Source organism: Bradyrhizobium sp. 26S5 (genome assembly GCF_036923295.1).
In the GTDB taxonomy this organism is placed as follows: domain Bacteria; phylum Pseudomonadota; class Alphaproteobacteria; order Rhizobiales; family Xanthobacteraceae; genus Bradyrhizobium; species Bradyrhizobium septentrionale.
The window spans coordinates 8,513,793-8,539,621 of record NZ_CP145948.1 but is presented as its reverse complement, the minus strand read 5'-3'; the positions used below and the strand labels follow the sequence as shown (position 1 = coordinate 8,539,621).

26 protein-coding genes are annotated in these 25,829 nt (G+C 65.2%); 13 read left to right on the top strand and 13 right to left on the bottom strand.

What is annotated here, in order from left to right; genetic code table 11:
• Positions 1 to 121: 121 nt before the first annotated feature.
• Positions 122 to 679 carry an HNH endonuclease gene (locus V5279_RS40425; protein ID WP_166299130.1) on the bottom strand — a complete coding sequence of 186 codons (558 nt, stop codon included), beginning with the start codon at positions 677 to 679 and terminating at the stop codon, positions 122 to 124.
• 191 nt (positions 680 to 870) lie between these two features.
• Here V5279_RS40425 and V5279_RS40420 point away from each other — a divergent pair, with 191 nt between their 5' ends.
• Positions 871 to 2,631, top strand: coding sequence for a chloride channel protein (locus V5279_RS40420; RefSeq protein WP_166299129.1), 1,761 nt, complete (start codon positions 871 to 873; stop codon positions 2,629 to 2,631).
• Between the two features lie 185 nt (positions 2,632 to 2,816).
• On the opposite strand, the gene V5279_RS40415 is transcribed toward V5279_RS40420, so the two are convergent.
• From V5279_RS40415 to V5279_RS40395, 5 genes are all read right to left on the bottom strand, one after another.
• Positions 2,817 to 3,794 (bottom strand): peptidyl-alpha-hydroxyglycine alpha-amidating lyase family protein, encoded by a 978-nt coding sequence (locus V5279_RS40415; RefSeq protein WP_338692386.1) that lies wholly within the window; start codon positions 3,792 to 3,794, stop codon positions 2,817 to 2,819.
• A 131-nt stretch (positions 3,795 to 3,925) separates the two neighbouring features.
• Positions 3,926 to 5,713, bottom strand: a complete 1,788-nt coding sequence (locus V5279_RS40410; RefSeq protein ID WP_338692385.1) for an NAD(P)/FAD-dependent oxidoreductase — start codon at positions 5,711 to 5,713, stop codon at positions 3,926 to 3,928.
• Positions 5,714 to 5,813: 100 nt separating this feature from the next.
• Positions 5,814 to 6,899: a DUF2855 family protein gene (locus V5279_RS40405; protein ID WP_338692384.1), complete on the bottom strand. Its 1,086-nt coding sequence runs from the start codon at positions 6,897 to 6,899 to the stop codon at positions 5,814 to 5,816.
• Between the two features lie 107 nt (positions 6,900 to 7,006).
• Positions 7,007 to 8,524 carry an acyl-CoA synthetase gene (locus tag V5279_RS40400; protein ID WP_338692383.1) on the bottom strand — a complete coding sequence of 506 codons (1,518 nt, stop codon included), beginning with the start codon at positions 8,522 to 8,524 and terminating at the stop codon, positions 7,007 to 7,009.
• Positions 8,525 to 8,550: 26 nt separating this feature from the next.
• Complete coding sequence (locus V5279_RS40395; RefSeq protein ID WP_338692382.1) at positions 8,551 to 9,522, bottom strand: nitronate monooxygenase family protein; 972 nt, start codon at positions 9,520 to 9,522, stop codon at positions 8,551 to 8,553.
• 203 nt (positions 9,523 to 9,725) lie between these two features.
• On the opposite strand from V5279_RS40395, the gene V5279_RS40390 reads away from it, so the two are divergent.
• Positions 9,726 to 10,613 (top strand): LysR family transcriptional regulator, encoded by an 888-nt coding sequence (locus tag V5279_RS40390; protein ID WP_338692381.1) that lies wholly within the window; start codon positions 9,726 to 9,728, stop codon positions 10,611 to 10,613.
• Positions 10,614 to 10,657: 44 nt separating this feature from the next.
• Here V5279_RS40390 and V5279_RS40385 read toward each other — a convergent pair whose 3' ends face one another.
• Positions 10,658 to 12,220 (bottom strand): glycosyl hydrolase family 17 protein, encoded by a 1,563-nt coding sequence (locus V5279_RS40385; RefSeq protein ID WP_338701659.1) that lies wholly within the window; start codon positions 12,218 to 12,220, stop codon positions 10,658 to 10,660.
• A gap of 165 nt (positions 12,221 to 12,385) precedes the next feature.
• The gene (locus V5279_RS40380) at positions 12,386 to 13,039 is read right to left on the bottom strand and encodes a DNA-3-methyladenine glycosylase family protein (RefSeq protein ID WP_166299124.1); all 654 of its coding nucleotides are present in this window, start codon (positions 13,037 to 13,039) and stop codon (positions 12,386 to 12,388) included.
• Positions 13,040 to 13,214: 175 nt separating this feature from the next.
• Between V5279_RS40380 and gluQRS the strand changes: the two genes are divergently transcribed.
• Positions 13,215 to 14,084, top strand: a complete 870-nt coding sequence (gluQRS, locus tag V5279_RS40375; RefSeq protein WP_338692380.1) for a tRNA glutamyl-Q(34) synthetase GluQRS — start codon at positions 13,215 to 13,217, stop codon at positions 14,082 to 14,084.
• A gap of 132 nt (positions 14,085 to 14,216) precedes the next feature.
• Entirely contained in the window at positions 14,217 to 15,548 is a 1,332-nt protein-coding gene (locus V5279_RS40370) for an ATP-binding protein (protein ID WP_338692379.1), read from the top strand.
• Here V5279_RS40370 and V5279_RS40365 read toward each other — a convergent pair.
• Positions 15,475 to 16,335, bottom strand: coding sequence for a YihY/virulence factor BrkB family protein (locus V5279_RS40365; RefSeq protein ID WP_414645786.1), 861 nt, complete (start codon positions 16,333 to 16,335; stop codon positions 15,475 to 15,477). The genes V5279_RS40370 and V5279_RS40365 overlap by 74 nt on opposite strands.
• 166 nt (positions 16,336 to 16,501) lie before the next feature.
• Between V5279_RS40365 and V5279_RS40360 the strand changes: the two genes are divergently transcribed.
• The 5 genes from V5279_RS40360 (at position 16,502) to V5279_RS40340 (ending at position 20,243) form a co-directional block, all read left to right on the top strand.
• Positions 16,502 to 16,696 carry a twin transmembrane helix small protein gene (locus tag V5279_RS40360; protein ID WP_338692378.1) on the top strand — a complete coding sequence of 65 codons (195 nt, stop codon included), beginning with the start codon at positions 16,502 to 16,504 and terminating at the stop codon, positions 16,694 to 16,696.
• A gap of 27 nt (positions 16,697 to 16,723) precedes the next feature.
• Positions 16,724 to 17,296, top strand: coding sequence for a cob(I)yrinic acid a,c-diamide adenosyltransferase (locus V5279_RS40355; RefSeq protein WP_338692377.1), 573 nt, complete (start codon positions 16,724 to 16,726; stop codon positions 17,294 to 17,296).
• Positions 17,297 to 17,413: 117 nt separating this feature from the next.
• Positions 17,414 to 18,163, top strand: a complete 750-nt coding sequence (locus tag V5279_RS40350; protein ID WP_092123260.1) for an electron transfer flavoprotein subunit beta/FixA family protein — start codon at positions 17,414 to 17,416, stop codon at positions 18,161 to 18,163.
• The gene (locus V5279_RS40345) at positions 18,163 to 19,113 is read left to right on the top strand and encodes an electron transfer flavoprotein subunit alpha/FixB family protein (RefSeq protein WP_338692376.1); all 951 of its coding nucleotides are present in this window, start codon (positions 18,163 to 18,165) and stop codon (positions 19,111 to 19,113) included. The genes V5279_RS40350 and V5279_RS40345 overlap by 1 nt, the downstream gene beginning before the upstream one ends.
• Before the next feature lie 248 nt (positions 19,114 to 19,361).
• A complete protein-coding gene (locus tag V5279_RS40340) occupies positions 19,362 to 20,243 on the top strand; it encodes a 3-hydroxybutyryl-CoA dehydrogenase (protein WP_029079743.1) in 882 nt (293 codons plus the stop codon).
• A 16-nt stretch (positions 20,244 to 20,259) separates the two neighbouring features.
• Here the strand turns inward: V5279_RS40340 and V5279_RS40335 are convergent, their stop codons facing one another.
• From V5279_RS40335 to V5279_RS40325, 3 genes are read right to left on the bottom strand one after another with little or no spacing between them, the layout of a single operon-like run.
• A complete protein-coding gene (locus V5279_RS40335) occupies positions 20,260 to 20,385 on the bottom strand; it encodes a hypothetical protein (RefSeq protein ID WP_338692375.1) in 126 nt (41 codons plus the stop codon).
• Positions 20,382 to 21,593, bottom strand: a complete 1,212-nt coding sequence (locus V5279_RS40330) for a pyridoxal phosphate-dependent aminotransferase (RefSeq protein ID WP_338692374.1) — start codon at positions 21,591 to 21,593, stop codon at positions 20,382 to 20,384. The genes V5279_RS40335 and V5279_RS40330 overlap by 4 nt, the downstream gene beginning before the upstream one ends.
• Positions 21,590 to 21,973, bottom strand: a complete 384-nt coding sequence (locus V5279_RS40325) for a tautomerase family protein (RefSeq protein WP_338692373.1) — start codon at positions 21,971 to 21,973, stop codon at positions 21,590 to 21,592. Before V5279_RS40325 ends, V5279_RS40330 begins: the two co-directional genes overlap by 4 nt.
• A 104-nt stretch (positions 21,974 to 22,077) precedes the next feature.
• Here V5279_RS40325 and V5279_RS40320 point away from each other — a divergent pair, with 104 nt between their 5' ends.
• Positions 22,078 to 22,935, top strand: a complete 858-nt coding sequence (locus V5279_RS40320) for a LysR substrate-binding domain-containing protein (RefSeq protein ID WP_210292824.1) — start codon at positions 22,078 to 22,080, stop codon at positions 22,933 to 22,935.
• A 100-nt stretch (positions 22,936 to 23,035) separates the two neighbouring features.
• Positions 23,036 to 23,224, top strand: coding sequence for a putative motility protein (locus V5279_RS40315; RefSeq protein ID WP_029079739.1), 189 nt, complete (start codon positions 23,036 to 23,038; stop codon positions 23,222 to 23,224).
• Here the strand turns inward: V5279_RS40315 and tlpA are convergent, their stop codons facing one another.
• Positions 23,225 to 23,905, bottom strand: a complete 681-nt coding sequence (tlpA, locus tag V5279_RS40310; protein ID WP_338692372.1) for a thiol:disulfide interchange protein TlpA — start codon at positions 23,903 to 23,905, stop codon at positions 23,225 to 23,227.
• Positions 23,906 to 24,032: 127 nt separating this feature from the next.
• Here tlpA and argH point away from each other — a divergent pair, with 127 nt between their 5' ends.
• Positions 24,033 to 25,430, top strand: a complete 1,398-nt coding sequence (gene argH, locus V5279_RS40305; protein ID WP_166299115.1) for an argininosuccinate lyase — start codon at positions 24,033 to 24,035, stop codon at positions 25,428 to 25,430.
• A gap of 92 nt (positions 25,431 to 25,522) precedes the next feature.
• Positions 25,523 to 25,798: an LPS translocon maturation chaperone LptM gene (gene lptM / locus V5279_RS40300; RefSeq protein WP_166299114.1), complete on the top strand. Its 276-nt coding sequence runs from the start codon at positions 25,523 to 25,525 to the stop codon at positions 25,796 to 25,798.
• The last annotated feature ends 31 nt before the right edge of the window (positions 25,799 to 25,829 follow it).

The following is a 25,829-nucleotide window of genomic DNA, read 5'->3' as shown; positions in this document are numbered from 1 at the left end:
CAGAGGCTTATGGTGTCAGACATGCTCGAAGAAAATTCATGGATTCGCGGCAGCAGCCATGGCGCCCACGATTAGATTCTTTTCGTGTGAATTTCGTCGGAACGTCCGCGCGTCGTATCCGCTACGGATCGAGCTCAGTATCCCAGTAGAGATAATCGAGCCAGCTCTCGTGCAGATAGTTCGGCGGGAACAGCCGGCCGTTGCGGTGCAGCTGATGCACGGTAGGGGCGTAGGGCGCCTGCTTCGGAAACATCCTGGCCTGCTGCGGTGTCAGATTGCCCTTGCGCAGATTGCAGGGCGAGCAGGCGGCGACGACGTTCTCCCAGGTGGTCTGGCCACCCTTGCTGCGCGGAATGATGTGATCGAAGGTGAGGTCGTCGGCCGACAGGCAATATTGGCAGCTGAATCGGTCGCGAAGGAAAACGTTGAACCGGGTGAAGGCGGGGTGGGTGGTCGGCTTGACGAAGGATTTCAGGGATACGACGCTGGGCAGCTGGATTTCGAAGGAAGGACTTCGTACCGCGCGGTCGTAATATTCGACGATGTTGACACGATCGAGGAACACCGCCTTGATCGCGTCCTGCCAGGACCAGAGCGACAGCGGGTAATAACTCAGCGGCCGGAAGTCCGCATTCAAGACCAGCACCGGCCAACCGCCTTGCGAGACATGTGCGTTCAAATAACGCTCCTGACTCCCATTAGCTGCGAAGCAGCATGCACTCACATACTACAGGCAGCGTGACGGGATTGTGAAGAGCAATGAGCGGCTTATCCGCCGCGCCCTGCCATGTTCCTGCCCCGATTGCCTCCCGCCCGCGAGGCCCGTAAAGGGAGCCGCAAGGCCGTGTCGGCCAGTGACGGACCCTGCCGATGACCACGACGTCAAGCTATCTCGAGGCGCCGCGCCGGTTGCGCGCATTCGTACGCGCGCACGAGACGAGCCTCGTGGTGCTGGCGGTATTGATCGGCGCCATTGGCGGCCTCGTGGTGGCGGTGATGAGCAGCCTGGTCACGGTGCTGCATTCGGTGCTGTTCAATCTGCCGCTGGGCGACCGGTTGTCGAGCCAGCCCAGCATCGATCCGCTGCGCGCGCTGCTGGTTCCCTCAATCGGCGGCCTGCTGCTCGGTATTGCCTTTCTTCTGCTGCTCCGGGTTCGGCCGGCCCGCGAAATCGATCCGATCGAGGCCAACGCGCTCTATGGCGGGCGGATGTCGTTCCGCGGCAGCGTGATCGTGGCGCTGCAGACGATCTGGTCGAGCGGCATCGGCGGCTCGGTCGGGCTCGAGGCCGGCTACACCCAATTGTCCAGCGGCCTGGCCGCCTCGCTCGGCCGCGGCTTCCACCTCCGCCGCAACGACCAGCGAATCATGGTCGGCTGCGGCGCTGCGGCGGCGATCGCCGGCGCCTTCAGCGCGCCGCTCGCGGGCGCGTTCTACGCTTTCGAACTTGTGATCGGCGGCTATACGCCGGCGAGCCTGACCCCGGTCGGCGTGGCGGCGGTGACCGGCTATTTCGTCGCCCACGCCTTCGAGCCGCTGCCGCTCGGCGTCGGCGTCGGAACTGTCGGCGACGTGCTCGGGCGGGATCTCGCGATCGCCGCGCTGCTCGGCATGGTCGCGGCCCTGACCGGGATTGCGATCATGCGCGGCGTGACGCTGTGCGAGGCGCTGCTCGCCAAGACCCGGCTCTGGCCGCCGCTGCGGCCGGCGCTCGGCGGGCTTGCCGTCGGTGCGATGGCGCTGCTGACGCCGCAGGTGATGTCGTCGGGCCACGGCGCGCTGCGCTTCGCCGGCATCGTGGCGATGCCGCTCGCCTTCATCGCCGGCGTGTTCGCGCTGAAGGCGGTGGCCTCGATCGTTTCGCTCGGCTCGGGCTTCCGCGGCGGATTGTTCTTCGCCACGCTGTTCATGGGCGCGCTCGGCGGCCGGCTGTTCGCGGCCGGCGTCGACATTGTTTGGCCGGGGCTGAACCTCGATCCCAGCGCCTATGCGGTGATCGGCATGAGCGCGCTGTCGGCCTCGGTGATCGGCGGTCCGCTGACGATGTCGTTCATCGCGCTGGAATCCACCGGCGACCTCTGGCTCACCACTGCGGTGCTGGTCGCGGTCATCATCTCGACCACGATCACGCGCGAGCTGTTCGGCTATTCGTTCGCGACCTGGCGGCTGCATCTGCGCGGCGAGACCATCCGCAGCGCCGCCGATATCGGCTGGATCCGGGATCTGACGGTCGGCAAGATGATGCGGCGGGACATGATAACGGTGGACGCCGCGATGCCGATCGAGGCGTTCCGCGAGGAATTTCCGCCGGGGTCGAAGACCCAGGTCGTCGCGATCGACGGCGAGGGACGTTATGCAGGCCTTGCGCTGGTCGCCGAAGCGCATGCGCCCGATCTCGAGGCCGACAAGGGGCTTGCCGGCATTCTGCGCTACGCCGACGTGATGCTGCATCCCGGCATGAACGTCCAGGAGGCGATCGCGGTGTTCGACGCGGCCGAAGCGGAATCGCTCGCCGTGGTCGAGGGCGACGGCGACCGGCGGCCGATCGGCCTGCTCACCGAAGCGCACGCGATGCGGCGCTATGCGGAAGAATCCGAACTGCGCCGCCGCGAGGTGATCGGCGAGATCTGATTTTGGCGGCCGATGGCTGGAGTAGAAAGCTGTTGATCACGTCGCAAGCTATCAGACCCGTCATCCTGAGGAGCGCGGCACGCGCGTCTCGAAGGATGTACGGCCACAAGCCGGGCCGTCGACCCTTCGAGACGCGCGCAATGCGCGCTCCTCAGGGTGACGGAATGAGTGAGCCGAGCCCGACGCTACTCCTTCACCCTCTCCAGCTTCTGCAAGCACCGCGTCACGCGCACGGCGGCCGGCATCTCGGTGTCCGGAAAGCTGGTCTTCCAGTCGGTGACGCCGACTTCGCCGACATAGATGTCGCCGCGTGAATCCAGTGCGATGCCGTGCGGCGCCAGGAATTTTCCGGTCTCCACGCCCGGGCCGTGCTCGCCGCCGAGCCGGGCGATGCGGTTGCCCTTGTGGTCGACGATCGACAGCCGTGGGCCGAGATTAGGCACCTTGCGATTGACCGCCATGCCGGGGCCGAGCTCGCCGATCACGAAGTTCGGCTGCTTGCCGCCGCCGCAGCAACACAGCGCGCAAGGCCGGTGCAGATTGTTCCACTGCGTCTCGTACTTGCCGTTGCCGTCGAACACCTGGACGCGGTGGTTCTCGCGATCGGCGACGTAGACCCAGCCGTCGGCGTCGGTCGCGATGTTGTGCACGATGTTGAACTGGCCGGGGTCGGTGCCGGGCTCGCCCCAGGTCTTGATGAGTTTTCCATCAGGCGTGTATTTGTGGACGCAGGCATTGCCGTACCCGTCGGAGACATAGATCTCGCCCTTCGGCGACAGCGCGGTGTGGGTGCAGCGATGGAACGGCTCGCCGCTCATGAACGGCGCCGGCTTGTTCGGGATGCCGATCGTCAGCAGCACCTTGCCGTCGGTCGAGCACTTGCGCACGGTGTGGTCGCCGTCGTCGGTGCAATAGAGATTGTCGTCGGCGTCGATATGCAGGCCGTGGGCGCGCGAGAACACGCCTTCGCCCCAGCTCCTGATGAAATTCCCCTCGCGGTCGAGCACCACCATCGGGTGTTCGCCGCGGTTGAAGACATAGACGCGGTCCTTGCTGTCGACCGCGACGGAGGCGACATCGGTCAGGCTCCAGCCGTCGGGCAGTTTTGCGAAATTCTCAACGACGCGATAGCGGTGTTCGCCGGTGCCGAGGATGGTTGGCATTTTTGTTCCTCTCTCTTCTCGTCATTCCGGGATGCGCGAAGCGCAGGCCCGGAATCCATTTATCAGCGAAGATTGTGGCTTGATGGATTCCGGGCTCGATGCTGCGCGTCGCCCCGGAATGACGATGTTGGTTATGTCAGCCTCGCCACCGGCCCGACGTCGCGCGGCAACAGGCCTTCTTCGATCGCCTTGATCTGCAGCGCGAGGGTGCGCGAGTTGATGCGGCATTGCGCGAGGCTGCCTGCGATAAACCACAGGCCCGGCTGCGGCGTGCGGGTGTACATGTTGCGCAACTCCTGGCCGTCGCCAAAGCCCCAGATCGGGCCGACGCGCACGGCCATGGCTTCGCCGAACAGTCTCTTCACCAGCTCTTCCTGCGGCCGGTAACCGGTCGCGAGCACGATGAGGTCGGCCGCAACCGTCTCGCCGTTCTTCAGCCGCGCGCCTTCGCTCACGAAGGTCTCGATGTCGGAAAACTGCTTCAGAGCGACCGCGCCGCCCGCGACGAGATCGGAGCAGCCGACGTTGAAATAATAGCCGCCGCCGCGGGTCAGGTACTTGAACTGCCAGCCGGTGCCGCCCTCGCCGAAATCGAGCTTGAAGCCCTTGCGCGCGAGGCCGTCGAGCAGCGGCTTGTCGAGCTCCTTCGACTGCTCGGTCATCAGCACATGGCTGCGCTTGGCGAGCGCCAACGGCATCGAGGTTGCGATCAGATCATTGTCCTCGAGCGAGCCTTCATTGTAGGCGGCATAGGCAAGCTGCGCCGACGGCTCGATATTGGTGACCAGCGTCGAGGAGCGCTGCACCAGCGTGACCTCGGCGCCGGAGGAATGCAGGTCCTGCGCGATGTCGTGACCGCTGTTGCCGGTGCCGATCACCAGCGCCCGCTTGCCGGCCCAATGCTCGCCGTCCTCGTAGCCGCTGGAATGCATGACCTTGCCGACAAAGTTCTTCAGCGACGGGATGTCAGGCACGCTGGGAATGCCGCTGACGCCGGTCGCCATCACGACATGGCGCGGCTGCATTTTCCGTGTCGTGCCGTCGGCGCGGCGCAGCTCGATGGTCCAGCGTCCCTGCGCGTCGTCATAGCTGCCGCCGACAAACTCCGTGCCGGTCCAGAAGTTCAGCTCCATGGCGTCGACATAGGATTCGAACCAGTTGGCGAGCTTGTCCTTCGGGATATAGGTCGGCCAGTTCTGCGGGAACGGCATGTAGGGCAAATGATTGACCTGCACCTGGTTGTGCAGGGTGAGTGCGTGATAGCGCTTGCGCCAATTGTCGCCGACGCGCGCCTCGCGGTCGACGATCAGCGCGTCGATCCTGAGCTGTTGCAGCCGCGCGGCGATCGCAAGCCCGGCCTGTCCGCCGCCGACCACCAGCACGTCGGGGTCGCGGCCGGCATATTCGGCGGCTGCCTTGCGCAGGTCGAGCCAGTTCGGTCCGCGGAAGTTGCGGGAATAGGCCTGTCCGCGCGGCCGCGTATGACCTTGCTGCTCTTCAAAGCCCTTTAACTCCTCGAGCGCCGTCAGCAGCGTCCAGGCCTTCAACCGATCGTCATCGGCCGCATCGGGGACCAGCCGCACGATGCCGTGGCCGCGGCCGACAGCCGTCTCGAACTTGAAGATCGCCTCGATTGCATGGGTGCCGGCGCGCATCACCCGGCGTGGCGCGGCGCGCTCGGCGTCGATGCGGAAATTATGCGGCGCACTGCGACGCGCGTGTCCGGGCATCTCTTCGAGGATCGCAAAGGCGCGGTTGATCGTCTGGATGTTCCAGCTCAGCGCCAGCACGTCGCGCCAATAGCTGTCGGGATGGAACAGCGGCTTCAGCAGCACATCTTCGGGGCTCGCCAGCGCATCCTCGAACTGCACAAGCCAATTGTCGGCGGCGACCGAAATATCGTCCGTCTTGTCGAGCATTGAGCGTTTCTCGCCATCGGCCGCCTTGGTGCGGCGTTCCCATTGCCGCAAAGCCTATACCCATCCGAAGCCATGCAGAAAGGGCGTGACGGGATATCGCCTATTCGGCCAACGACAGGATCAAGCCTTGATCGGGCGGGACGCGGCCCTGCAGGGTATCGAGATAGGCTTCGCGCACCGCGGCCGGGCCGCGCCGCTCGACCACATCGAGCCAATTGGGCAGATGTGGCACGAGCCCGGTCCAGGCGGCGCCAAAGCGCTGGTCGATGCCGCCCGGGCCCCATTCCTTGGCGCGCTTGCGGATCTGGTCGGGCGCGAAGAAAAAGACCGGCCTGGCGCCGGGCAGCGTCGGCTCGTCCGGCTCGTTGGCGCGATGCGTCAGCCCGACCCGGCCGGAATAGACCATCTGTGCGCCGAAGTGCCGGTGCAGGGTCTCGCGCAGCGCGCTGTTGCCGGCCATGTCGACATAGGCGGTGGGCTCGGCCGACGGGATCGCGGTGACATGGTCATAGGTGACGACCTCGTCATAGCAGCCGAGCGAGCTGACGAAATCGACATTGCCTTTGGAGGTCAGCCCGATCACCCGGATGCCCCTTTTGTGCAGCAGATGGGCGAGGCCGAACGCGGTCTTGCTCGAGGCCGACGACAGCATGACGCGGCGGGCGCCGTAGAATTCGTTCTCGGCGAGGGAGTCGTCGACCAGGAACGACAGCATGAACAAGGGCAGCAGCAACGCACGGAAATCGCCCTGGCGGCCGACATAGGTCGGATCGCCGGAGACCCGGGCATAGGCGTTGTAGACCGGCGAGACCTCCTGCCGGTGCGCGGCTCCATCGCGCAGGCCGCGCTTGCTGACGTCGGCGGCCTCGATGACAACATGGGTCGCCATCGGGAAATAGCCGAACAGGGTTTCGCCGACCGTGACGTTCGGATGCTTCGAGGCAAGCACCTCGCCAAAGCCCCACACCGGGATGATGCCGTAGCCGTCTGGCGCCGGGAACAGCTGCCAGTATTTCAGCTGCTCGCCGATCACCGCGTAGGTGATGTTGTTGGCGGTGAACGCGAAGCGGGTCACTTTCACCAGCAGTGCGTCGGCCGGCAGCGCCGCGGCCTCGGGCAGCTCTGTCTCGATCACCTTGCACTGCTGCAGGTCGTTGCGGATGACGATGAAGTCGGTGGAGTTCATGGCGATGATCCCGGCCTCGGATGAGCGCCGGCATCGTTGCGTCGATCGCTGGCCGTTTGCAACAGCAACTAAGTTTCAAACGCCGTTCGGCTTCACCGTCACCTCGCTCAGCGAAGCTGGCCTTCGCGGTAGAGGTCGCGCAGCTTGCGCTTGAAGATCTTGCCGGTGGCCTCGCGCGGCAGCGCATCCATGAAGCGGATGTCTCTCGGCACCTTGAAATTGGCAAGCTTGCCGCGCAGGAAATCCTGGATCGCTGCAGTCGACAACTCGGCGCCTGCTTCCGGCTCGACGCAGGCGAACAGCCGCTCGCCATACTCGTCGTCGGGAACCCCGAACACCGCGCAGTCGCGAACGCCGTCCATGCCGATCAGGGCGTTCTCGATCTCGGCGGGATAGATGTTGACGCCGCCCGAGATCACCATGTCGCGCTTGCGGTCGCACAGGAACAGATAGCCGTCCGCGTCGAGATAGCCGACGTCGCCGACGCTGACTAGGCCGTCGCGGTCGGCCTCGGCGCGTGCCTTGGCATTGCCGTGATAATCGAAATCCGACGCTGTCGTCTGGCGCATGAAGATCTCGCCGGGCTCGCCGACGTCGCATTGCGTGCCGTCGGGCCGGAATATCTTGACGATGCCGCCCTCGATGACGCGGCCGACCGTGCCGGGCTTGGCGAGCGCTTCCGCCGCCGAATGCCAGACTGGGATGCCGGTCTCGGTCGAACCGAGATATTCGTTGATCACCGGTCCCCACCATTCGATCATCGCGCGCTTGACGTCGACCGGGCAGGGCGCCGCGCCATGGACGATGAAGCGCAGCGACGACAGGTCGTAGCGGCGCCGCGTCTCCTCCGGCAGGCGCAGCAGCCGCACGAACATGGTCGGCACCATATGCATGTGCGTGACGCGGTGGCGCTCGATCAGTTGCAGCAGATCCTCGGGATCGAAGCGCGGCTCGAGCACGATCACGCAGCCGTTGCGGAACGCGAGCATTCCATAGGAGTGCGGCGCCGAGTGGTACATCGGGCCGTTCATCAGGATCACCTGGCCCTCGTTCGGCTTGACGCCGTAGGTGATGGCGCCGACACGCGCCGCCGCCGCCTGCTGCTCCGGCCGCATCGGCTTGCGCTTGACGCCCTTCGGCAGTCCGGTGGTGCCGGAGGTGTAGAACATCGGCGCAGCGCCGATCGGCGCATCGGCGAGCGGCTGATGCGTCTCACGCCAAATATCCCAATCGGTCATGCCGTCGGGCACGCGCGTGGATGCCGGCGCCACGCCATAGGCGGCGGCGATCTCCGGCGGCGTCGTCACGACCAGGAGCTTGATCCCCGGCGGCAACCCGTCGCGGATCTGCGGCAGCAGATCGGCGTGGCAGACCAGCGTGTCGGCGCCGCTGTCGGACAGAATGTAGGCGACCTCGTCGGCCTTCAGATGCCAGTTGATCGGCACCACCGGACTGCCGAGCGCAGCCGCGGCTGCGACCACCTCGAACAGCGCGAAGTCGTTGCGCAGCATCATGCCGACCGGTTTGCCGTCACGCACGCCGAGCGCTTGGAAGCCGGCCGCCGCCCGCGCGATGCGGACGTGAACCTCGCCATAGCTGATCTGTCGGTCGCCGCTGATGATCATGCCATTCTCTCTCCAGGCGGTCGTCGTCAGGCGCTGGCTCGCAGGAAGTCGCTGCGCGCCTCGGTGTACTCCGCCTTCAGCCGCGCCACCAGTTCGGCGACCGGCGGGGCGTCGACGATCTGGCCGATACCCTGGCCGGAGCCCCAGATGTCGCGCCAGGCCTTGGCCTTAGTGTTGCCGCCGGAACCGAAGTTCATCGTGGATTTGTCGGCGACCGGCAAATTGGCCGGATCGAGACCTGCGGCTGCGATCGACGGCCCGAGATAATTGCCGTGCACGCCGGTGAACAAATTCGAATAGACGATGTCGTGGGCGGCATATTCGGTCAGCGCCTGCTTGTACCTGAGGTCGGCATTGGCTTCCTCGGTCGCGATGAAGCGGGTGCCGACATAGGCGAGATCGGCGCCGAGCGCGAGCGCGGATGCGATGCTCCAGCCGTCGGAGATCGCGCCCGACAGCAGGATCGTGCCCTTGAACCATTGCTTGACCTCGCGCACCAGCGCGAACGGCGACAGCGTGCCGGCATGTCCGCCGGCACCGGCGCAGACCAGGATCAATCCGTCGACGCCCTGCTCGGCGGCCTTGCGGGCGTGCTTGACGTTGATGACGTCGTGGAACACCACGCCGCCGTAGGAATGCGCGGCCTCGACGATCTCGGACGGCGGGCGCAGCGAGGTGATGATGACAGGCACCTTGTGCTTCACGCAGGTTTCCATGTCGCGCATCAAGCGGTCATTGGAGGCGTGGCAGATCTGGTTGACGGCGTAGGGCGCGACCTTCTTCTCCGGATGCCGCGCCTGGTATTCGCCGAGTTCGTTCTCGATCTGCGTCAGCCATTCGTCGAGCTTCTCGACCGGGCGGGCGTTCAGCGCCGGGAACGAGCCGACGATGCCGGCCTTGCACTGCGCGATCACGAGTTCCGGGCCCGAGACGATGAACAGCGGGGAGCCGACGACCGGCAGTTCAAGCTTGTTGGCGAGCGAAGCAGGCAACGGCATTCGGGTCCTCCTTTGTCGCGAGGCCGGCCAGGGCCGGGGCGCGTTCATTGATGTTGATTTGAGCGCGTCGGGCCGGGCGGAGCCGCTGGCCTGCGCTTGCTGCTGTGCATTATAGGGCTGGACGGCATCGCCGAGCCGTTCAATATTGAACAGATAGCTCGTCAAAAATGAACAGAGCGGCCGCAGCCGTGGCGGAGGATCCGATGGATTGGGACCTGTGCAAGACCTTCGTCGCGGTCGCGGAAACCCGCAGCTTCGCGGCCGCCGCGCGCAGGCTGCGCTCCAGCCATCCGACGGTCGGTCGCAAGGTCACCGAGCTGGAGGATCAACTCGGCGTTCCCCTCTTCGCGCGATCCAATGACGGTCTTTCGCTGACATCGCAGGGTCGCAAATTCCGCGAGCATGTCGAAGCCATGGCGGCGGCGGCCCTGCGCGCCGAAGCCGCGGTGTCGGCGACCGGCGCGCAGGCGCGCGGCGTGGTCAAGCTGTCGATCGGTGCGACGCTGGCCTCGCACTGGCTGATGCCGCGGCTCGGTCCGTTTCTCCGTGCGCACGACCACATTCAGCTTGAGATCATCACCCATCCGTTTCCAGCCAGCGTGCGCCGCCGCGAGGCCGATGTCGTGCTGCGGCCGGTGGATAGCGGCGACGAGAATCTGATCGGCCGCAAGATCGGCCGTCTCGGCACCGGCTTCTTTGCCTCGCGCGACTACACCGCGGGGCGGCGTCTGCCCGAACGGCGCGACGAGTGGAAAGGACACAGCATCATAGGCTTCGCCGATCGAGCTTCCAATGAGCGCCTGGCGCGTTGGAGCGATGCCATCACGCGGCAGGGATCGGTGGTGATGCGGTGCTCGTCGCAGGGCGACATGCTCGCCGCGGCGCGGGCCGGGCTCGGAATTTCCGCGCTGTCGTGCTTTGTCGCAGCCGATTATCCTGATCTGGTGCGCGTCGCACCGCAAAAGCTGTTCAGCGTGGCCGACATCTGGCTGCTTGCGCACCCTGATCTTGTCGAACTCCCCGCGGTGCGCGCGGTACTCGACTTCGTCACCGCTTCCGCGCGCGAGGACCGGGTGAGGTTGCGCGGATAGAAGGTAGGTGAGAGGTGGCCGCGTTTCCGACCGCTTTGCCGTTCTCAGGCACGCGCCCGCCACAGCGTTGCCGCAAGCAGCAAGAAGGCGGCGCACGTCCACAGCGACTGCCAGTTCTCCGGCCCTTCGTTGAACCCGACATAGATCGCCGCCACGGCAAAAATGCCGGCAAAGATCGATTCCGCGAGCGGACGGATTCCTTTCGCGGGAGGATTGAGCAGCGTGATCGCCGCAAAGGGCACAACCGCCATGGTGAGCGATGCAAAGGGAAAATCGATGAAGCGCGGGTCGAACACGAGGCCGATCGCGGTCGCGGTGCCGATCACGACGGTGACCATCAAGGCCAATCCGTGCAGGGTCACCTGCACCGATTCAGTGTAGTGTCCCTTCGGACCCAACAGTTCCAGGAAGCTGGGCGATGCGCGACCCGACATCAGGGCGTTGGCGCCAAGCACCGGCGAAGCCGTTGCCGCCGCCAGCAATGAGCCCCACAGCAGCCAGCCACCCGTTCCATAACTTTCATAGACCATTTTCTGCGCGGCCACGCCAAACAGGATTCCTGCTGTGGTTGCCGACACGCCGATTGCAAGCCATGACGCGAGCCCGGGTTGTTCGGGCTTGCGGCGTGAGGTCAGCCATGCCGCGCCGAACACCAGGATCGCCAGCGCCATTCCTCCCAGCATTTGCAGCTTCCAGCGCGGGAAATTGCTGATGGGCAGGCCCGCCGGATATTTCAGCGTGCGTTGCTCGGAATCGAACAGACCCCAGGTTCCGCCGATCGTGCCTTCGATCTCACGCTTCCATCCTTCATCATAGGCCTCGAACAGGTTGACGCGGAAATGCTCGCGCCGCGCGAGGTCCAGTACCTCCGCGACCACCCGCGCCTGATTGGTGCGCGACGGCAGCGCGGACTCGCGCATGCGCCCCTCGCTCGGCCAGCCAAATTCTCCGATCAGGATCTCCTTGCCTGGAAAGACCGCCGCGATTTGCCGGCGAATCTCGTCAGCGTGGGCGGCGGCACGTTCCGCCGGAATTGGAATGTTCTCCCAATAGGGCAGGATATGAATCGTGACGAAATCGACCACGTCGGAAAGTTCGCGATTGCTCAGCCAGAATTCCCAGACGTCGGCATAGGTGACGGGGACGCTGACCTGCGCCTTGATCGAGCGGATCAGGGCGGCGAGGTCGGAAGCCGACATTTCCTTGCGCAGCAGGACCTCGTTGCCGACCACCAGCGCGATGATGGTTTCCGGATATTCCCGGGCGAGGCGGATCGCCGTTTCGACCTGCGTTGCATTCTTCTTGCGGTCGCGGTCGAGGAAAATGCCCTGGATGAGTTTCAGCCCCGCCTTGGCCGCGAGTTCGGGAATCTGATCGAGGCCGAGATCGTTCGCGTAGGTCCTGATGCAGTTGGATACTTTGGCAAGTTGGGCGAGATCTTCCGCGATCTGTTCCTTCGACACCTGCGTCGTCTGCGAAAGCGACGTTTGGTGGTTACGGAACGGCGCGTATGAGATGCACTGCACCTTGTCGTTCGGATCGATCGGTGCCCGCACCAAGTTGACCGGTGTGCCCAGCCACGACCACACCGCGGCGATGACGGCCAGGGATAGCAGGAGCAGCGTCAGCGGAATGCGGCGAGAAACCAGTTTTGCCCCCTTGCAGAAAGGATGTGCTGAGCGTGCTCAATGCGAGAAGCCGGCAAATTGCAGAAATATTAATTGCAGACGATATATCACGCGATCACACCGCAGATGTGTTTTTCTCGCAAGCTATTTCACGCCGGCGATCACGCCTTCGCGATTCCTAAGCACGCGATAATACGCCCACCACAGATGGGCGGCGGCGCCGCGCAGCGGACGCCACGGCTCCGCAAGCGGCGCCATCTGCTTCGGCGTCGGCCGCTCCTTCAAGCCGAGCCCGACCTTGACCGCTTCCTGCACGGCAAGGTCGCCCGCGGGCCAGGCATCGCCATGGCCGAGGCAGAACAGGAGATAGACGTCGGCGGTCCAGGGGCCGATCCCGGGCAATGCGGTCAGGGTGTTGTGCGCGGCATCGGCCTCCTCGTTGGCGAGCACGTCGAGGTTCAGCCGCTCCTCGGCGAGCTCGCGGGCGACGTGCTTCAATGTCTTGATCTTGGCCGCGGACAACCCGAGCCGGCCGAGGCGGTCGGCCCGCGCCTTGCGGATCGCATCATGGTGGAACGGGTCGAACGCCTTGCTGACCCGCCCCCAGATCGCCGCCGCGCTCGCGGTCGAAAGCTGCTGGCCGCAGATGATCGCGGCAAGCCCGGCAAAGCCCGGCTCGCGCTGCCGGATCGCCGGCATGCCGGTCAGTTCGAGGATCGGCCGCAGGCGGCGGTCCTGGGCGACCAGTTTGTGGATAGCGTCGTCGAGGTCGGCCTGGGTTTCGAGATGGATCAGCATTGCGGGATCTGCATCGACTTGTCGTGCGCGGGCTTGACCCGCGCATCCATCTCCTATCGTAACAGAGTCTTGTCCAGCCGCATGATCCGGAAAAGTGGAAACCGGTTTTCCGGAGAGATCATGCCTAAACAAGGATTGCCGGGTCGAGCCCGGCAATGACCTACGGCCAAACGCCATGCCACCCGTTTTCCGCTTTGCCCCGAGTCCGAACGGCTATCTCCATCTCGGCCACGCCTATTCGGCGCTGCTCAATCACGACCTAGCGCGTGATTCGGGCGGGCGCTTGCTGGTGCGGATCGAGGACATCGACGCGACGCGCTGCCGTCCGGAGTTCGAGCAGGCGATCTACGAGGATCTCGGCTGGCTCGGCATCGCCTGGGAAACCCCGGAGCGGCGGCAGTCCGAGCATTTTTCCGCCTATCGCGCTGCCGTCGACCGCCTGTCGGCGCAGGGGCTGGTCTATCCGAGCTTCGAGAGCCGCGCCGACATCGCGCGGCTGGTCGCGGAGAGGGAGTCCGGTGGCGCCTGGCCGCGCGATCCGGATGGCGCGCCGCTCTATCCGGGGGCGGCCAAATCGCTGTCGGCCGAGGACCGCGACCAGCTGTTCGGGCAGGGCGCGCCATTCGCGCTGCGGCTCGACATGGCGGCCGCGTGTGCGCGCGCCGGAAGCCTGCGCTGGCGGGAAGCGGGCGAGGGGCCGGCCGGCGAGCGCGGAGACGTGGCAGCGCGGCCTGAGGCCTGGGGCGATGTGATCCTGGCGCGCAAGGAAACCCCAACCAGCTACCATCTCTCCGTCGTGATCGATGACGCGCTGCAGGGCGTCACCGATGTGGTCAGGGGCGTTGACCTGTTCTGGTCGACCAGCGTGCACCGGCTGTTGCAGGAACTGTTGGGCCTGCCCGCGCCGGCCTACCGGCACCACCGGCTGATCCCGGACGCCGCCGGCCAGAAACTGTCGAAATCGACCCAGGCGACCGGGCTGCGCGAGCTGCGGGCGGCGGGGGCGAGCCCGGCCGACATCCGCCGCCTGGTCGGCCTGCCGTAAATCCCGGCCGAATTCCGATCGCGAGCAAGCGGGTTACCAACGTGCCGCTTTGCCCAGGAAAGCCGCAACGCCGCCGTGACTCCGGCACGCCCGGCATGCCATGTTGCTGTAGGGGCGGGGATCACGGAGAACATGGCGTCAAAATCGCGCGTACGGCGCAGCAAGCGGCCATCCAGCAGGGTGCCGCCGAAGACGCGCGCCGCAAAAACGCGCACCGCCAAATCTCGTACCACCAAGACTCGTACCATCAAGACTGCAGCCAAGACCGCAGCCAGGCCGCGCCGCAAACGGGCCGCGCCGAAGGCGTCGGCGAATGCCGCTCCCGGCATGGTCGAGACTGCGCTCGCCGCCTTTGCCCATGAGGTGCGCACGCCGCTGACCGGAATCCTTGCGATCAGCAATCTGCTTGCGACGTCGGATCTTGGCGAGCGCGAGCGGCGCTGGGTCGATACCATCAGGGCTGGCGCGGAGCATCTGGCGAGCCTTGCGACCCTGTTCGTCGATGCCGCCCGCAACGAGGGGCCGGGGCTCGAGATCCGGCAGGACTTTTTCGATCTGCGTGCGCTGGCGCGCCTTGCCGGGGATTCGCTGGCCGGCCGCGCGGCGGCCAAGGGGTTGCAGGCCTCGGTCGAGGTCTCCGGCAAGCTGCCCGCCTTCGCAGTCGGCGATCCCGTCCGCCTGCGCGCGGCGCTGGAAAACCTGATCGACAACGCCGTCAAGTTCACCGAGCAGGGCAGCATCGAGCTGCATGTCGCGCCGGTGCGCGCCGCCAAAGGCAGGATCGGCGGCGGCAGGTTCGGCGTCGCTTTCGCGGTCTCCGACAGCGGCATCGGCCTGACGCTGGCGGAGGTCAAGCGCCTGTTCCGGCCGTTCTCGCAGGCCAATGTCTCGATCGCCTCGCGGTTCGGCGGCGCCGGGCTCGGCCTGTCCTCGGTCAGGCAGCTCGCCCGCGCCATGGGCGGCGACATCGTCGCGGCCCAGCGCCCGGGCGGCGGCACCATCTTCACGCTCAACGTGGTGCTGGCGCGCGCCGAAGGGCCGGTCGGTGCGACGCCGGGCCAAAGCGGGACGGCGCTGCTGTCGCAAGGGCTGCGGCTGCTCAGCGTCGAGGACAATCCGTTCGGCCGCGTCGTTCTCAACACCATCCTGACCGAGCTCGGCCATCACGCCGAATTCGTAGGGCAAGGCGAGGCCGCGCCTGATCGGCTTGGGCAGGGCGCCTTCGACGCGGTGCTGATGGATATGGTGCTGCCGGGCATCAACGGCGTCGAGGCGATCAAGCGCATCCGCGCGCTTCCGCCGCCGCACGGCCGTACCGTGATCGTCGGGATTTCCGGCCGTGCCGAGGACGAGGCCGCGGCGCGCGCTGCCGGCGCCGACGCCTTCCTGGTCAAGCCTGTTTCTCCGCGGGCGCTAGCGACTGCGCTGCTTGAAGCGACACGCCGTGCGGCAACCGCGACTTGATGATCGCCGCGTTCAGCTCGCCGCCGAACACGAAGATCGCGGCGATGAAATACAGGAACACCAGCGCGATGATCACCGAGGCGAGCCCCGCATACATCGTGACGTAGTTGTTGGCGAAGCGCGCCAGGTACATGCCGAAGCCGATCCCCGAGAGCAGTGACGCCACCATGGTGAAGATGATGCCGGGCAGGATCTGCGTGAAGCCGCGGCGGCCCGCCGGCAGCCAGGCATGCAGGATGAAGAGCGCCACGACCAGGGCCAGCACCGTGATGCCGTAACGCACGGTGTTGAGCAGGCTCTCGTTCGATTCGACGAAGAACGGGATATAGCGCCGCGCCGCCTCGATGATCAGCGGCCCGAGCACGATCAGGAACGCCATCGCGAGCGAGGTGAACGCCGCGACCAGCGTGTAGCCGATCGATTCCAGCCGCAGCCAGTACCAGCGCCGCGGCTCGATCACCGCATAGGCGCGGTTCAGTGCCACCCGCAGCGCCTCGACGCCGTTGGAGGCGAAGTAGATCGCGAGCACCGCGCCGATGGTCAGGATGTCGCCGCGGGTGTTGGTCAGCACATCGTGGATCTGGCCGGACAGCGCCCCGGCGACCTGATCGGGCCAGACCTGGAGCAATAGTCCGACCGCCTGGTCGGCAAGCTGCTTGGAGCCGAAGAAGCCGGCCAGCGACGTCAGCACGATCAGGAATGGAAACAGCGCCATCAGGGTCGACAGCGCGATATGGCTCGCGATCGCCCAGCCGTCATCGGCAAGGAACGTGTAAAAGGCATCCATCACGACATGGGCGACGTAACGAAGCTGCTTCACATTCCACCCGGCATTGTCGACAACGGCTCGGTCCGAGAACGGGCCCAGCATCTGATATTACGCATTGAAAAGCCAGTTGGTTGCATGGCCCAGCTGTGTGGAAGTCCGATCCATGCGGTGTTATGTACCGCAGATGACATCTGTCCTCAGCATGATCGTTCTTCCCATCGCCGTCGGCGCCGTGGCGCTGGTGCTCCTGCTCGGCCTCGTCAACATGATGAAGGGCGGCTCGCCGAACACGTCGCAGAAGTTGATGCGGCTGCGCGTGCTGTTCCAGTTCGTCGCCATCGTGATCGCGATGGTCGTGGTCTGGGCGATGGGGCGGTAGATGCGCAAACCTTAGGGGATCACGACCATGGTCGTTCTCAATCGGATCTACACGCGCACCGGCGATGACGGCACCACCGCGCTCGGCTCCGGCGAGCGGCGGCCGAAATACGATCTGCGCGTTGCCGCCTATGGCACGGTCGACGAGACCAATGCGGCGATCGGCGTGGTGCGGCTGCATCTGGCCGATAGTCCCGATGTCGATGCGATGCTCGGCCGGATCCAGAACGATCTGTTCGATCTCGGCGCCGACCTTGCGGTGCCCGAGCGCGAGGGCAAGACTGAGCGTCTGCGGATGCTGGCGAGCCAGGTCGAGCGGCTCGAGCGCGATATCGACAGCCTGAACGACCAGCTCGCACCGCTGACTTCGTTCGTGCTGCCCGGCGGGACACCCGCTTCTTCATATCTGCATCTGGCCCGGACGATATGTCGCCGCGCGGAACGCATGATGGTGGAACTCGCAGCCCGGCCGGACGAGACGGTCAATGCCGCTGGCATCCAGTATATGAACCGCCTGTCCGATTTCCTGTTCGTTGCCAGCCGCTTCCAGAACAATAAAGGGGCCGGGGACGTGTTGTGGGTGCCGGGCCAGAACCGCTAAACTGGTTCAAAACCGGGGGACGGTTTTTTGGCTTTGCCGCGTTGACCGGGGGGTACGGGACCTTTAGGTTCCGCGCCAGCCAACCGAAACCCATAAAATCAAAGCGAAAGAGGATCGATGAAGGTTCTTGTGCCGGTAAAGCGGGTCGTCGACTACAACGTCAAGGTCCGCGTCAAGAGTGACGGATCGGGCGTGGAGCTCGCCAACGTCAAGATGTCGATGAACCCGTTCGACGAGATCGCCGTCGAGGAAGCGTTGCGGCTGAAGGAAGCCGGCAAGGCGACCGAAGTGGTGGTGGTGTCGATCGGACCGGCGCAGGCTTCCGAGACCATTCGCACCGGGCTTGCGATGGGCGCTGACCGCGGCATCCTGGTCAAGGCCGAAGGCAATGTCGAACCGCTCGCGGTTGCCAAGATCCTGAAGGCGGTGGTCGAGGCGGAGCAGCCCGGCCTCGTCATTCTCGGCAAGCAGGCGATCGACGACGATAGCAATCAGACCGGCCAGATGCTGGCCGCGCTGCTCGGCTGGTCGCAGGCGACCTTCGCCTCCAAGCTCGAGGTCGAAGGAAGCGACTTCAAGGTCACGCGCGAAGTCGACGGCGGCCTGCAGACCATCAAGCTCAAGGGCCCGGCGATCGTCACCACTGACCTCCGCCTCAACGAGCCGCGCTACGCGTCGCTGCCCAACATCATGAAGGCGAAGAAGAAGCCGATCGACGACAAGAGCGCGTCGGATTACGGCGTCGATCTCACGCCGCGTCTGGAAGTGCTGAAGACCGCGGAACCGGCGGGCCGCAAGGCGGGCGTCAAGGTCAAGGACGTCGCCGAACTCGTGAACAAGCTCAAGACCGAAGCCGGGGTTCTCTGATGACGACGCTGTTGATTGCTGAACACGACCACGAGACCCTGAAGGACTCGACCAACAAGGCGCTGACCGCGGCGAGCCAGCTCGGCGGCGACGTGCATGTGCTGGTTGCCGGCGGCGGCCAGGGCACCAAGGCGGCGGCGGAAGCCGCGGCCAAGCTCGCCGGCGTCGCGAAGGTGCTGGTGGTCGAAGGCCCGGCCTATGAGCACGACCTTGCCGAGCCGCTGGCTGCGCTGATTGTGGCGCTGGCGCCGAACTATGACGCCTTCGTCGCGCCCGCGACCTCGCGCTTCAAGAACGTGATGCCGCGCGTCGCGGCGCTGCTCGACGTCATGCAGGTCTCCGAGATCATCAAGGTCGTCGCGCCCGACACCTTTGAGCGTCCGATCTATGCCGGCAACGCGATCCAGACCGTGAAGTCGAAGGACGCCAAGAAGGTCATCACGGTCCGCACCTCGACCTTCGCCGCAGCCGGCGAAGGCGGCAGCGCGGCGATCGAGAACGCCGCTTCGGCGGCCGATCCCGGCCTGTCGAGCTTCGTCGGCGAGGAAGTCGCCAAGAGCGACCGTCCGGAACTTACCTCGGCCAAGATCATCGTCTCGGGTGGCCGTGCGATGCAGAGCCGCGAGAACTTCGCCAAGTACATCGAGCCGCTCGCCGACAAGCTCGGCGCCGGCGTCGGCGCCTCGCGCGCCGCGGTCGATGCCGGCTATGCGCCGAACGACTGGCAGGTCGGCCAGACCGGCAAGGTGGTGGCCCCGGAACTCTATGTCGCGGTCGGCATCTCCGGCGCGATCCAGCATCTGGCTGGCATGAAGGACTCCAAGGTGATCGTCGCCATCAACAAGGATGAGGACGCACCGATCTTCCAAGTCGCCGATTACGGCTTGGTCGCCGACCTCTACCAGGCGGTTCCAGAGCTGACCGAAGCACTCGGCAAGCTCGGAAAGTAAGCGACAAGACACTGGCCGGGTGAGTAATCTCCGGCCGGTGTTATTATTCTTGGGGCAACGATCCGGAAACGGTTTTCCGAAAGGATCGAGCTCGATAGGGGAAAATGGGATCGGGGTGTGATTATCTTTAATCACATCATGGTCCCGGGAAACGTTTTCCGGCGGATTGGGCAACCCGGAAGGCTTCGCTTCGGGTATCGTTGGAATTGGGCAGGCGCGACATGCGCGCCGTTCCGGTGGATGACAAGATGACGGTGGCAATCAAAAAGGTCGGCGTGATCGGTTCGGGCCAGATGGGCAACGGCATCGCCCATGTGGCGGCGCTGGCCGGCTTCGACGTGGTGCTCAATGACGTGTCCGGCGACCGGCTGAAGTCGGCGCTGGCGACCATCAACGGCAATCTGACCCGCCAGGTCGCCAAGAAACACATCAGCGAGAGCGAGCGAAAGCAGGCGCTCGACCGCATCACCTCCTCCGAGACGATCGATGCGCTCGCCGATTGCGATCTCGTGATCGAGACCGCGATCGAGAAGGAAGAGACCAAGCGCAAGATCTTCCACGACCTCTGCGCGGTGCTGAAGCCGGAAGCGATCGTCGCGACCAACTCGTCGTCGATCTCGATCACAAGGCTCGCCGCCTCGACCGACCGTCCGGAGAAATTCATCGGCATTCATTTCATGAATCCGGTGCCGGCGATGGAGCTGGTCGAGCTGATCCGCGGCATAGCCACCGACGACGTGACCTTCGACACCTCCAAGGCCTTTGTTGCCAAGCTCGGCAAGCAGGTCGCGGTGTCGGAGGATTTCCCCGCCTTCATCGTCAACCGCATCCTGCTGCCGATGATCAACGAGGCGATCTACACGCTGTATGAGGGCGTCGGCAACGTCGAGGCGATCGACGCCGCGATGAAGCTCGGCGCGCACCATCCGATGGGCCCGCTCGAGCTCGCCGATTTCATCGGCCTTGATACCTGCCTGTCGATCATGCAGGTGCTGCACGAGGGGCTCGCCGATTCCAAGTACCGGCCGTGCCCGCTGCTGGTGAAGTACGTCGAGGCCGGCTGGCTCGGACGCAAGAGCCAGCGCGGCTTCTACGACTATCGCGGCGACAAGCCGGTCCCGACGCGGTAATTCACGCGCGCTCGTCTCAGATCAGTGCCCGCAACAGCGCAAGCGTCGCGGGCACGAGGCCGACGATGACAGTCACACCCGTTCCAAGTCCGAGCAGATGAGCTGTTAGCGCGAGGCGCTGGTTGTACCCGTGCGTTGTCATTGCAGGGCCTCGCAGGCGCGCTTCAACCGCCGTCCGGCCTCCTCGATGGTCGATGACGGGTTGGCGAAACTGACGCGGATAGAGGGCGACAGCCCAAAATCCTCGCCGGGAAACACCACCAGATCGGCTTGTTCGAGCAGGTAGCTGGAGAAATCGCGGTCAGTCGCAATCAGCTTGCCGTCGGGAGCATGCTTGCCGATCACGCCGGAGCAACTGACCAGCAGATAGAACGTGGCTTCCGGCGGCGTGCAGGAGAGCCCGCTGCATCCGTTCACGAGTTCAGCAAAGCGGTCACGCCTTGCGCGAAGGATGGCGGCGCGCTCGGCCAGCACATCCTGCGCGCCGTCGAGGGCGGCAATTGCGGCGGCCTGGCTGATCGACGACGCACCGGAGGTGGTCTGCGACTGGATCGTGATCATCTCGCGGATCAACGCTGCAGGGCCGGCGGCGTAGCCGATGCGCCATCCCATCATGGCGTAGCTCTTGGCGAGGCCGCTCACGGTCAGCGTCCGCGGCTTCAGGCGCGGCTCGATTTCCGCAAGCGTCGGCGCGGGAGCGCCGTTGAACACGATGTGCTCATAGAGCCCGTCGGCAAGCACCCAGACGTCCGGATGCCGCAACAGGATCGCGGCGATCTCGGCCAGATCCTCCGGAGAATACAGCGCGCCGGAGGGATTGACCGGATTGTTGACGACGACCCAGCGGGTTCGCGGCGATATCGCCGCCTGCAAATCCTCGGCACGCAGCTTGAAGCCGTTGTTCTGCGCGCAGGGCACGATCACCGGCGTGCCGCCCGCCAGCCGGACCTGATCGAGATACGGCGCCCAGTACGGCGCGGGGACGATCACCTCGTCTTCAGGCGCCAGCGTCGCCAGCAGTGCGTTGAACAGCGCCTGGGTCGAGCCATTGGTGATGACGATCTCGTTCAGTTCGTAGTCGAGCTGGTGGTCGCGCAGCAGCGCGGCCTGCACCGCGCGCTTCAGCTCGGGCGTGCCGTCGACATCGGTGTAGCGGGTCTCGCCGCGCCGTGCCGCTTCATGCGCGGCCGCGATCACATGATCCGGCGTCGGGAAGTCGAGATTGCCCGACGACAGCTCGATGATCTCGCGCCCGGCGGTGCGCAGTTCACGGGCGCGACGCCGCAGCACCGATGCGGGCGATGCCTTGATGCCGCTCATGCGCGGCGAGAGGATGGGTGTCGCGGTCATCGGACGTACTGCGCCTCACCGTTGCCGAACGACCAATTTTCGGGAAGCACCTCGACAAGGTTGATGAAGATGTCCTCGGCGCGCAGGCCGGGACTTTCCGTCAGCAGTTCGGCCATGCGTCGATAGAGCTTCTGCTTCTGCGCCACCGCGCGGGTGTTGCTGACCGTGATCTGAATGATGACCAGATCTTCGCTGCGCCTGATGCCGAGATAGTTCGCGCCATAGGCGAAATCGTCGTCATCGTGCTCGGAGATCGTCATGAAGCGATCGCCTTCCGGCACATCGAAGGTCTCGCGCATGGCGCGATAAAGGCTTTCGAGAATGGCCTTGCGGTAGGCGGCGGGCTTGCCCCGTCGCAAGGAAACACTGGTCAGCGGCATGATGGTGGCTCTCCTGGCGGCGTTACGTGCGGCCGATCCTAGGGGCTTCTTGATCATTGAAAAACGGTATGATATCGCATTTCAATGATTTTCAATTTAAATGAATGGCGATGAAGGCACTCGACGTCGAGGCGGTGCAGGCCTTTGTCCTGGTCGCGGACCTCAGCAGCTTCACGCGCGCGGCGCAGGTCATGGAGACCACGCAGTCCGCGGTCAGCCTGAAGATCAGGCGGCTGGAGGACGGGCTCGGCCGGCGGCTGCTTGAGCGAACGCCGCGGCTGGTCCGGCTGTCCGCGGAAGGGGCCGCCTTCCTCGGCGCGGCGCGCAATCTGGTGGCCGCGCATCAATCGGCGATCGGGTCGTTTGCGGTCGAACATCGGCGATTGGTCGTCGGCATCAGCCACCACATCGTGGGATCGGAACTGGCCTCGCTGTTGAAGCGGATGAACACCACCGATCCGGGCCTGGTGATCCAGCTGCACGTCGATACGTCACGGTCGGTGCTCAGCGCATTCGACGACGGCAAGCTCGATGCTGCGATCGTGCTGCGCCACGACGCCAAGCGTCGCGATGGCGATGTGCTGTTCGAGGAGCCGTTCGGCTGGATGGCCGCGCCCGATTTTCACCATCGGCCGGGCGAGCCGCTGCGGCTGGCGACGCAAGCCGAGCCTTGCAGCGTGCGCGCCATGGCGGTCGAGGCTCTCGACGCTGCCGGCATCGCCTGGACCGAGGCGTTCGTCGGTGGCGGGCTTGCGACGATCGGCGCCGCGATCTCTGCGGGCCTTGCCGTCGCAGCACTGGCGCGCCGGGTGGCGCCGGCCGATACCGTCGACCTCGGGCCGCGGCTAGGCCTGCCGCCATTGCCGTCGCGCGACGTCATGCTGCACTCAAAGTTGTCAGATGCACGGACACGGCAGGCGTTGCGCACCTTGGGTGCGGCCTTCGCGGCGAACGCGGCCTGAGCGGCTCGTCGTCCAAACGATGTGTCCGCCTGACGCGGCCGCCGATACCAAGCGTTAACTTTCCCCGGCTACGCCAAAGCCGGACTTGGGAGTACCGCGTATGGACATGATGAGCATGGTCACCAGCATCCTGTCGATGCAGCAGGGCAATTTGCAGGGTGAGATCGCGACCCGTGTGACCAAGCAGAACCTCGACGCGGAAAAGTTCGCGGTTCAGACCCTGCTCGGCAGTCCTTCGACCGCGAATTTGTCCCCCGGCGTCGGCGGCAACCTCAACGCCGTCGCCTGATCAGAATCCGGCCGCGGCCGGCGCCAGCGCCGCCTTCACCAGCTTGATCGCATCGTCGCTCGCCCATTCGGCGGGACCGGCGATATTGGCGATTTCGCAGCCGTTGCCGTCGACCAGGACCGAGGTCGGCATGCCCAGCGCCTTACCTATGTTCTTAAGATCCTGAAAGACCTTGGCTTTCTGGTCTGAGAAATAGCCGAGATTGGTCAGATTGGCCTCTCTCAGGAAGTTCTTCGGCTTGTCCGGATCGCGGGTGTCGATGTTGATCGCGACCACTTCGAAATCCTTGCCGCCGAGCTTGGTCTGCAGGCTGTCGAGCGCCGGCATTTCCTTGCGGCAGGGCACGCACCAGGTCGCCCACAGATTGACGAGTACAGTCTTGCCGCGCCAGTCCGAGAGCTTCTTCGGCTGTCCGTTGGCGTCCTCGAAGGCGAGGTCGGGCAGCCTCAACGGGGTGGTCGCCATGGTCAGCGCCGCGACCTCGCCATGGGCGAGCGGGGCAATCTTCTTGGCTAGGGCCACCGCGCTGTTGCAGGCCACATCGCCGCCCGCGGGATGCTTGAGGCCGGAGACCCCGACATAGCCGATCGCGGCCCCGGCCAGCACGGCGCCGATCACCAGCGGGATGCGCCACCGGGCGGCAGGCTTGGCGGTCGGTTCGGACGGGGTCGTCTCGGGCATATCGTTTGTCATCCTGGGTCAGATGTGGCTAAGCAATGCCGGGAATACGACCGGAACCGCCATGCTGTTTCGCCGCTCCGGCGATGAAACCGCACGGCCTGCAATACAAATTCGTGAGCGAGAAGTCATGAGCAACAAGATGTGGGGCGGCCGGTTCTCGGAGCGTCCCGACGCGATCATGGAGGAAATCAACGTCTCCATCGACGTCGACCGTCACCTTTATGCCCAGGACATCGCCGCGTCCAAGGCCCACGCCGCAATGCTCGCCGCGCAGGGCATCATCACCGCTGCTGATGCGAAAAATATCGGCAAAGGTCTAGACACGATTTTGTCAGAAATCGGCAAGGGCGATTTCGACTTCAAGCGCGCGCTCGAGGACATCCATATGAATGTCGAGTCGCGGCTGTCCGAATTGATCGGTCCCGCGGCGGGCCGGCTGCACACCGCACGCTCGCGCAACGACCAGGTCGCGACCGATTTCCGGCTCTATGTCCGCGACACCATCGATGAGACCGATGCGGCGCTGGCCGCGTTCCAGGAGGCGCTGGTCGCCCGCGCACTTGAGCATGCCGGAACCGTGATGCCGGGCTTCACCCATCTGCAGACCGCGCAGCCGGTGACCTTCGGCCATCATCTGCTGGCCTATGTCGAGATGGCTTCCCGCGACCGCGGCCGCTTTACCGACGCGCGCAAGCGGCTGAACGAATCGCCGCTTGGCGCCGCCGCACTGGCCGGCACCTCGTTTCCGATCGACCGCGCCGCGACCGCCAAGGCGCTAGGCTTCGACCGCCCGATGGCCAATTCGCTCGATGCGGTGTCCGACCGCGATTTCGTGCTGGAGACGCTGTCGGCGGCCGCAATCTGCGCGGTGCACATGTCGCGCTTTGCCGAGGAGATCGTGATCTGGACCTCGCCTTTGGTCGGCCTCGTCAGGCTCAGCGACAAGTTCACGACGGGATCGTCGATCATGCCGCAGAAGCGCAATCCGGACGCGGCCGAACTCGTGCGCGCCAAGACCGGCCGCGTGATCGGCGCGCTCACTGCGCTGCTGATCGTGATGAAGGGCCTGCCGCTCGCCTATCAAAAGGACATGCAGGAGGACAAGCAGGGCGCGATGGAGGCGTTCGCGGCGCTGTCGCTCGCAATCCGCGCCATGACCGGTATGGTCGAGGACCTGGTGCCGGACGCGGCGAAGATGAAGGCCGCCGCCGGCGAGGGCTACGCCACCGCGACCGACCTTGCCGACTGGCTGGTGCGCACCCTGAAAATGCCGTTCCGCGACGCCCATCACGTCACAGGACGTATCGTCGGCCTCGCCTCCAAGCAGGGCGTGGCGCTGCACGAGCTGCCGCTGAAGGCCATGCAGGAGGTCGAGCCGAAGATCACGGCCGACGCCCTGAAGGTGCTCAGCGTCGAATCCTCGGTGCAGAGCCGGACCTCGTTTGGCGGCACGGCGCCGAAGAATGTGACGGCGCAAGCCAAAGCCTGGGCCAAGCGGCTGGAAAAAGAGCGAAAATCGGGCTGATCGCGAAAATTTGGCCGTGATTTCGTGGCGCTCCGCCTCTCGCCAGAGCACGCCAATGTTTGTATGGTGCGGCCCGAATTGGGGATTTCGTCGTGACTAGCAAGAACCGCCTGACCCCCTCGGGATGGGCCATCATTGTGCTGAGCGTATCAGCGCTGACGCTCGGCGGCTGCGGCCGCAAGGGACCGCTCGACCTACCGCCGACCGCGAATGCCGCGCCGGGGACGACAGCGGCGCCGGGCGATACCGAGAGCGAGCGGGCGGCGCAGCCCAGCGTGTTCAATCCGACCTATGGATCGGATGCCGCGCCGGCCGCATCGAAAGGCAATAAACGGCCCTTCATCCTCGATCCGCTGCTCGGCAACTAGTATCCGGAGCATGATCCGGAAAAGTGGAAGC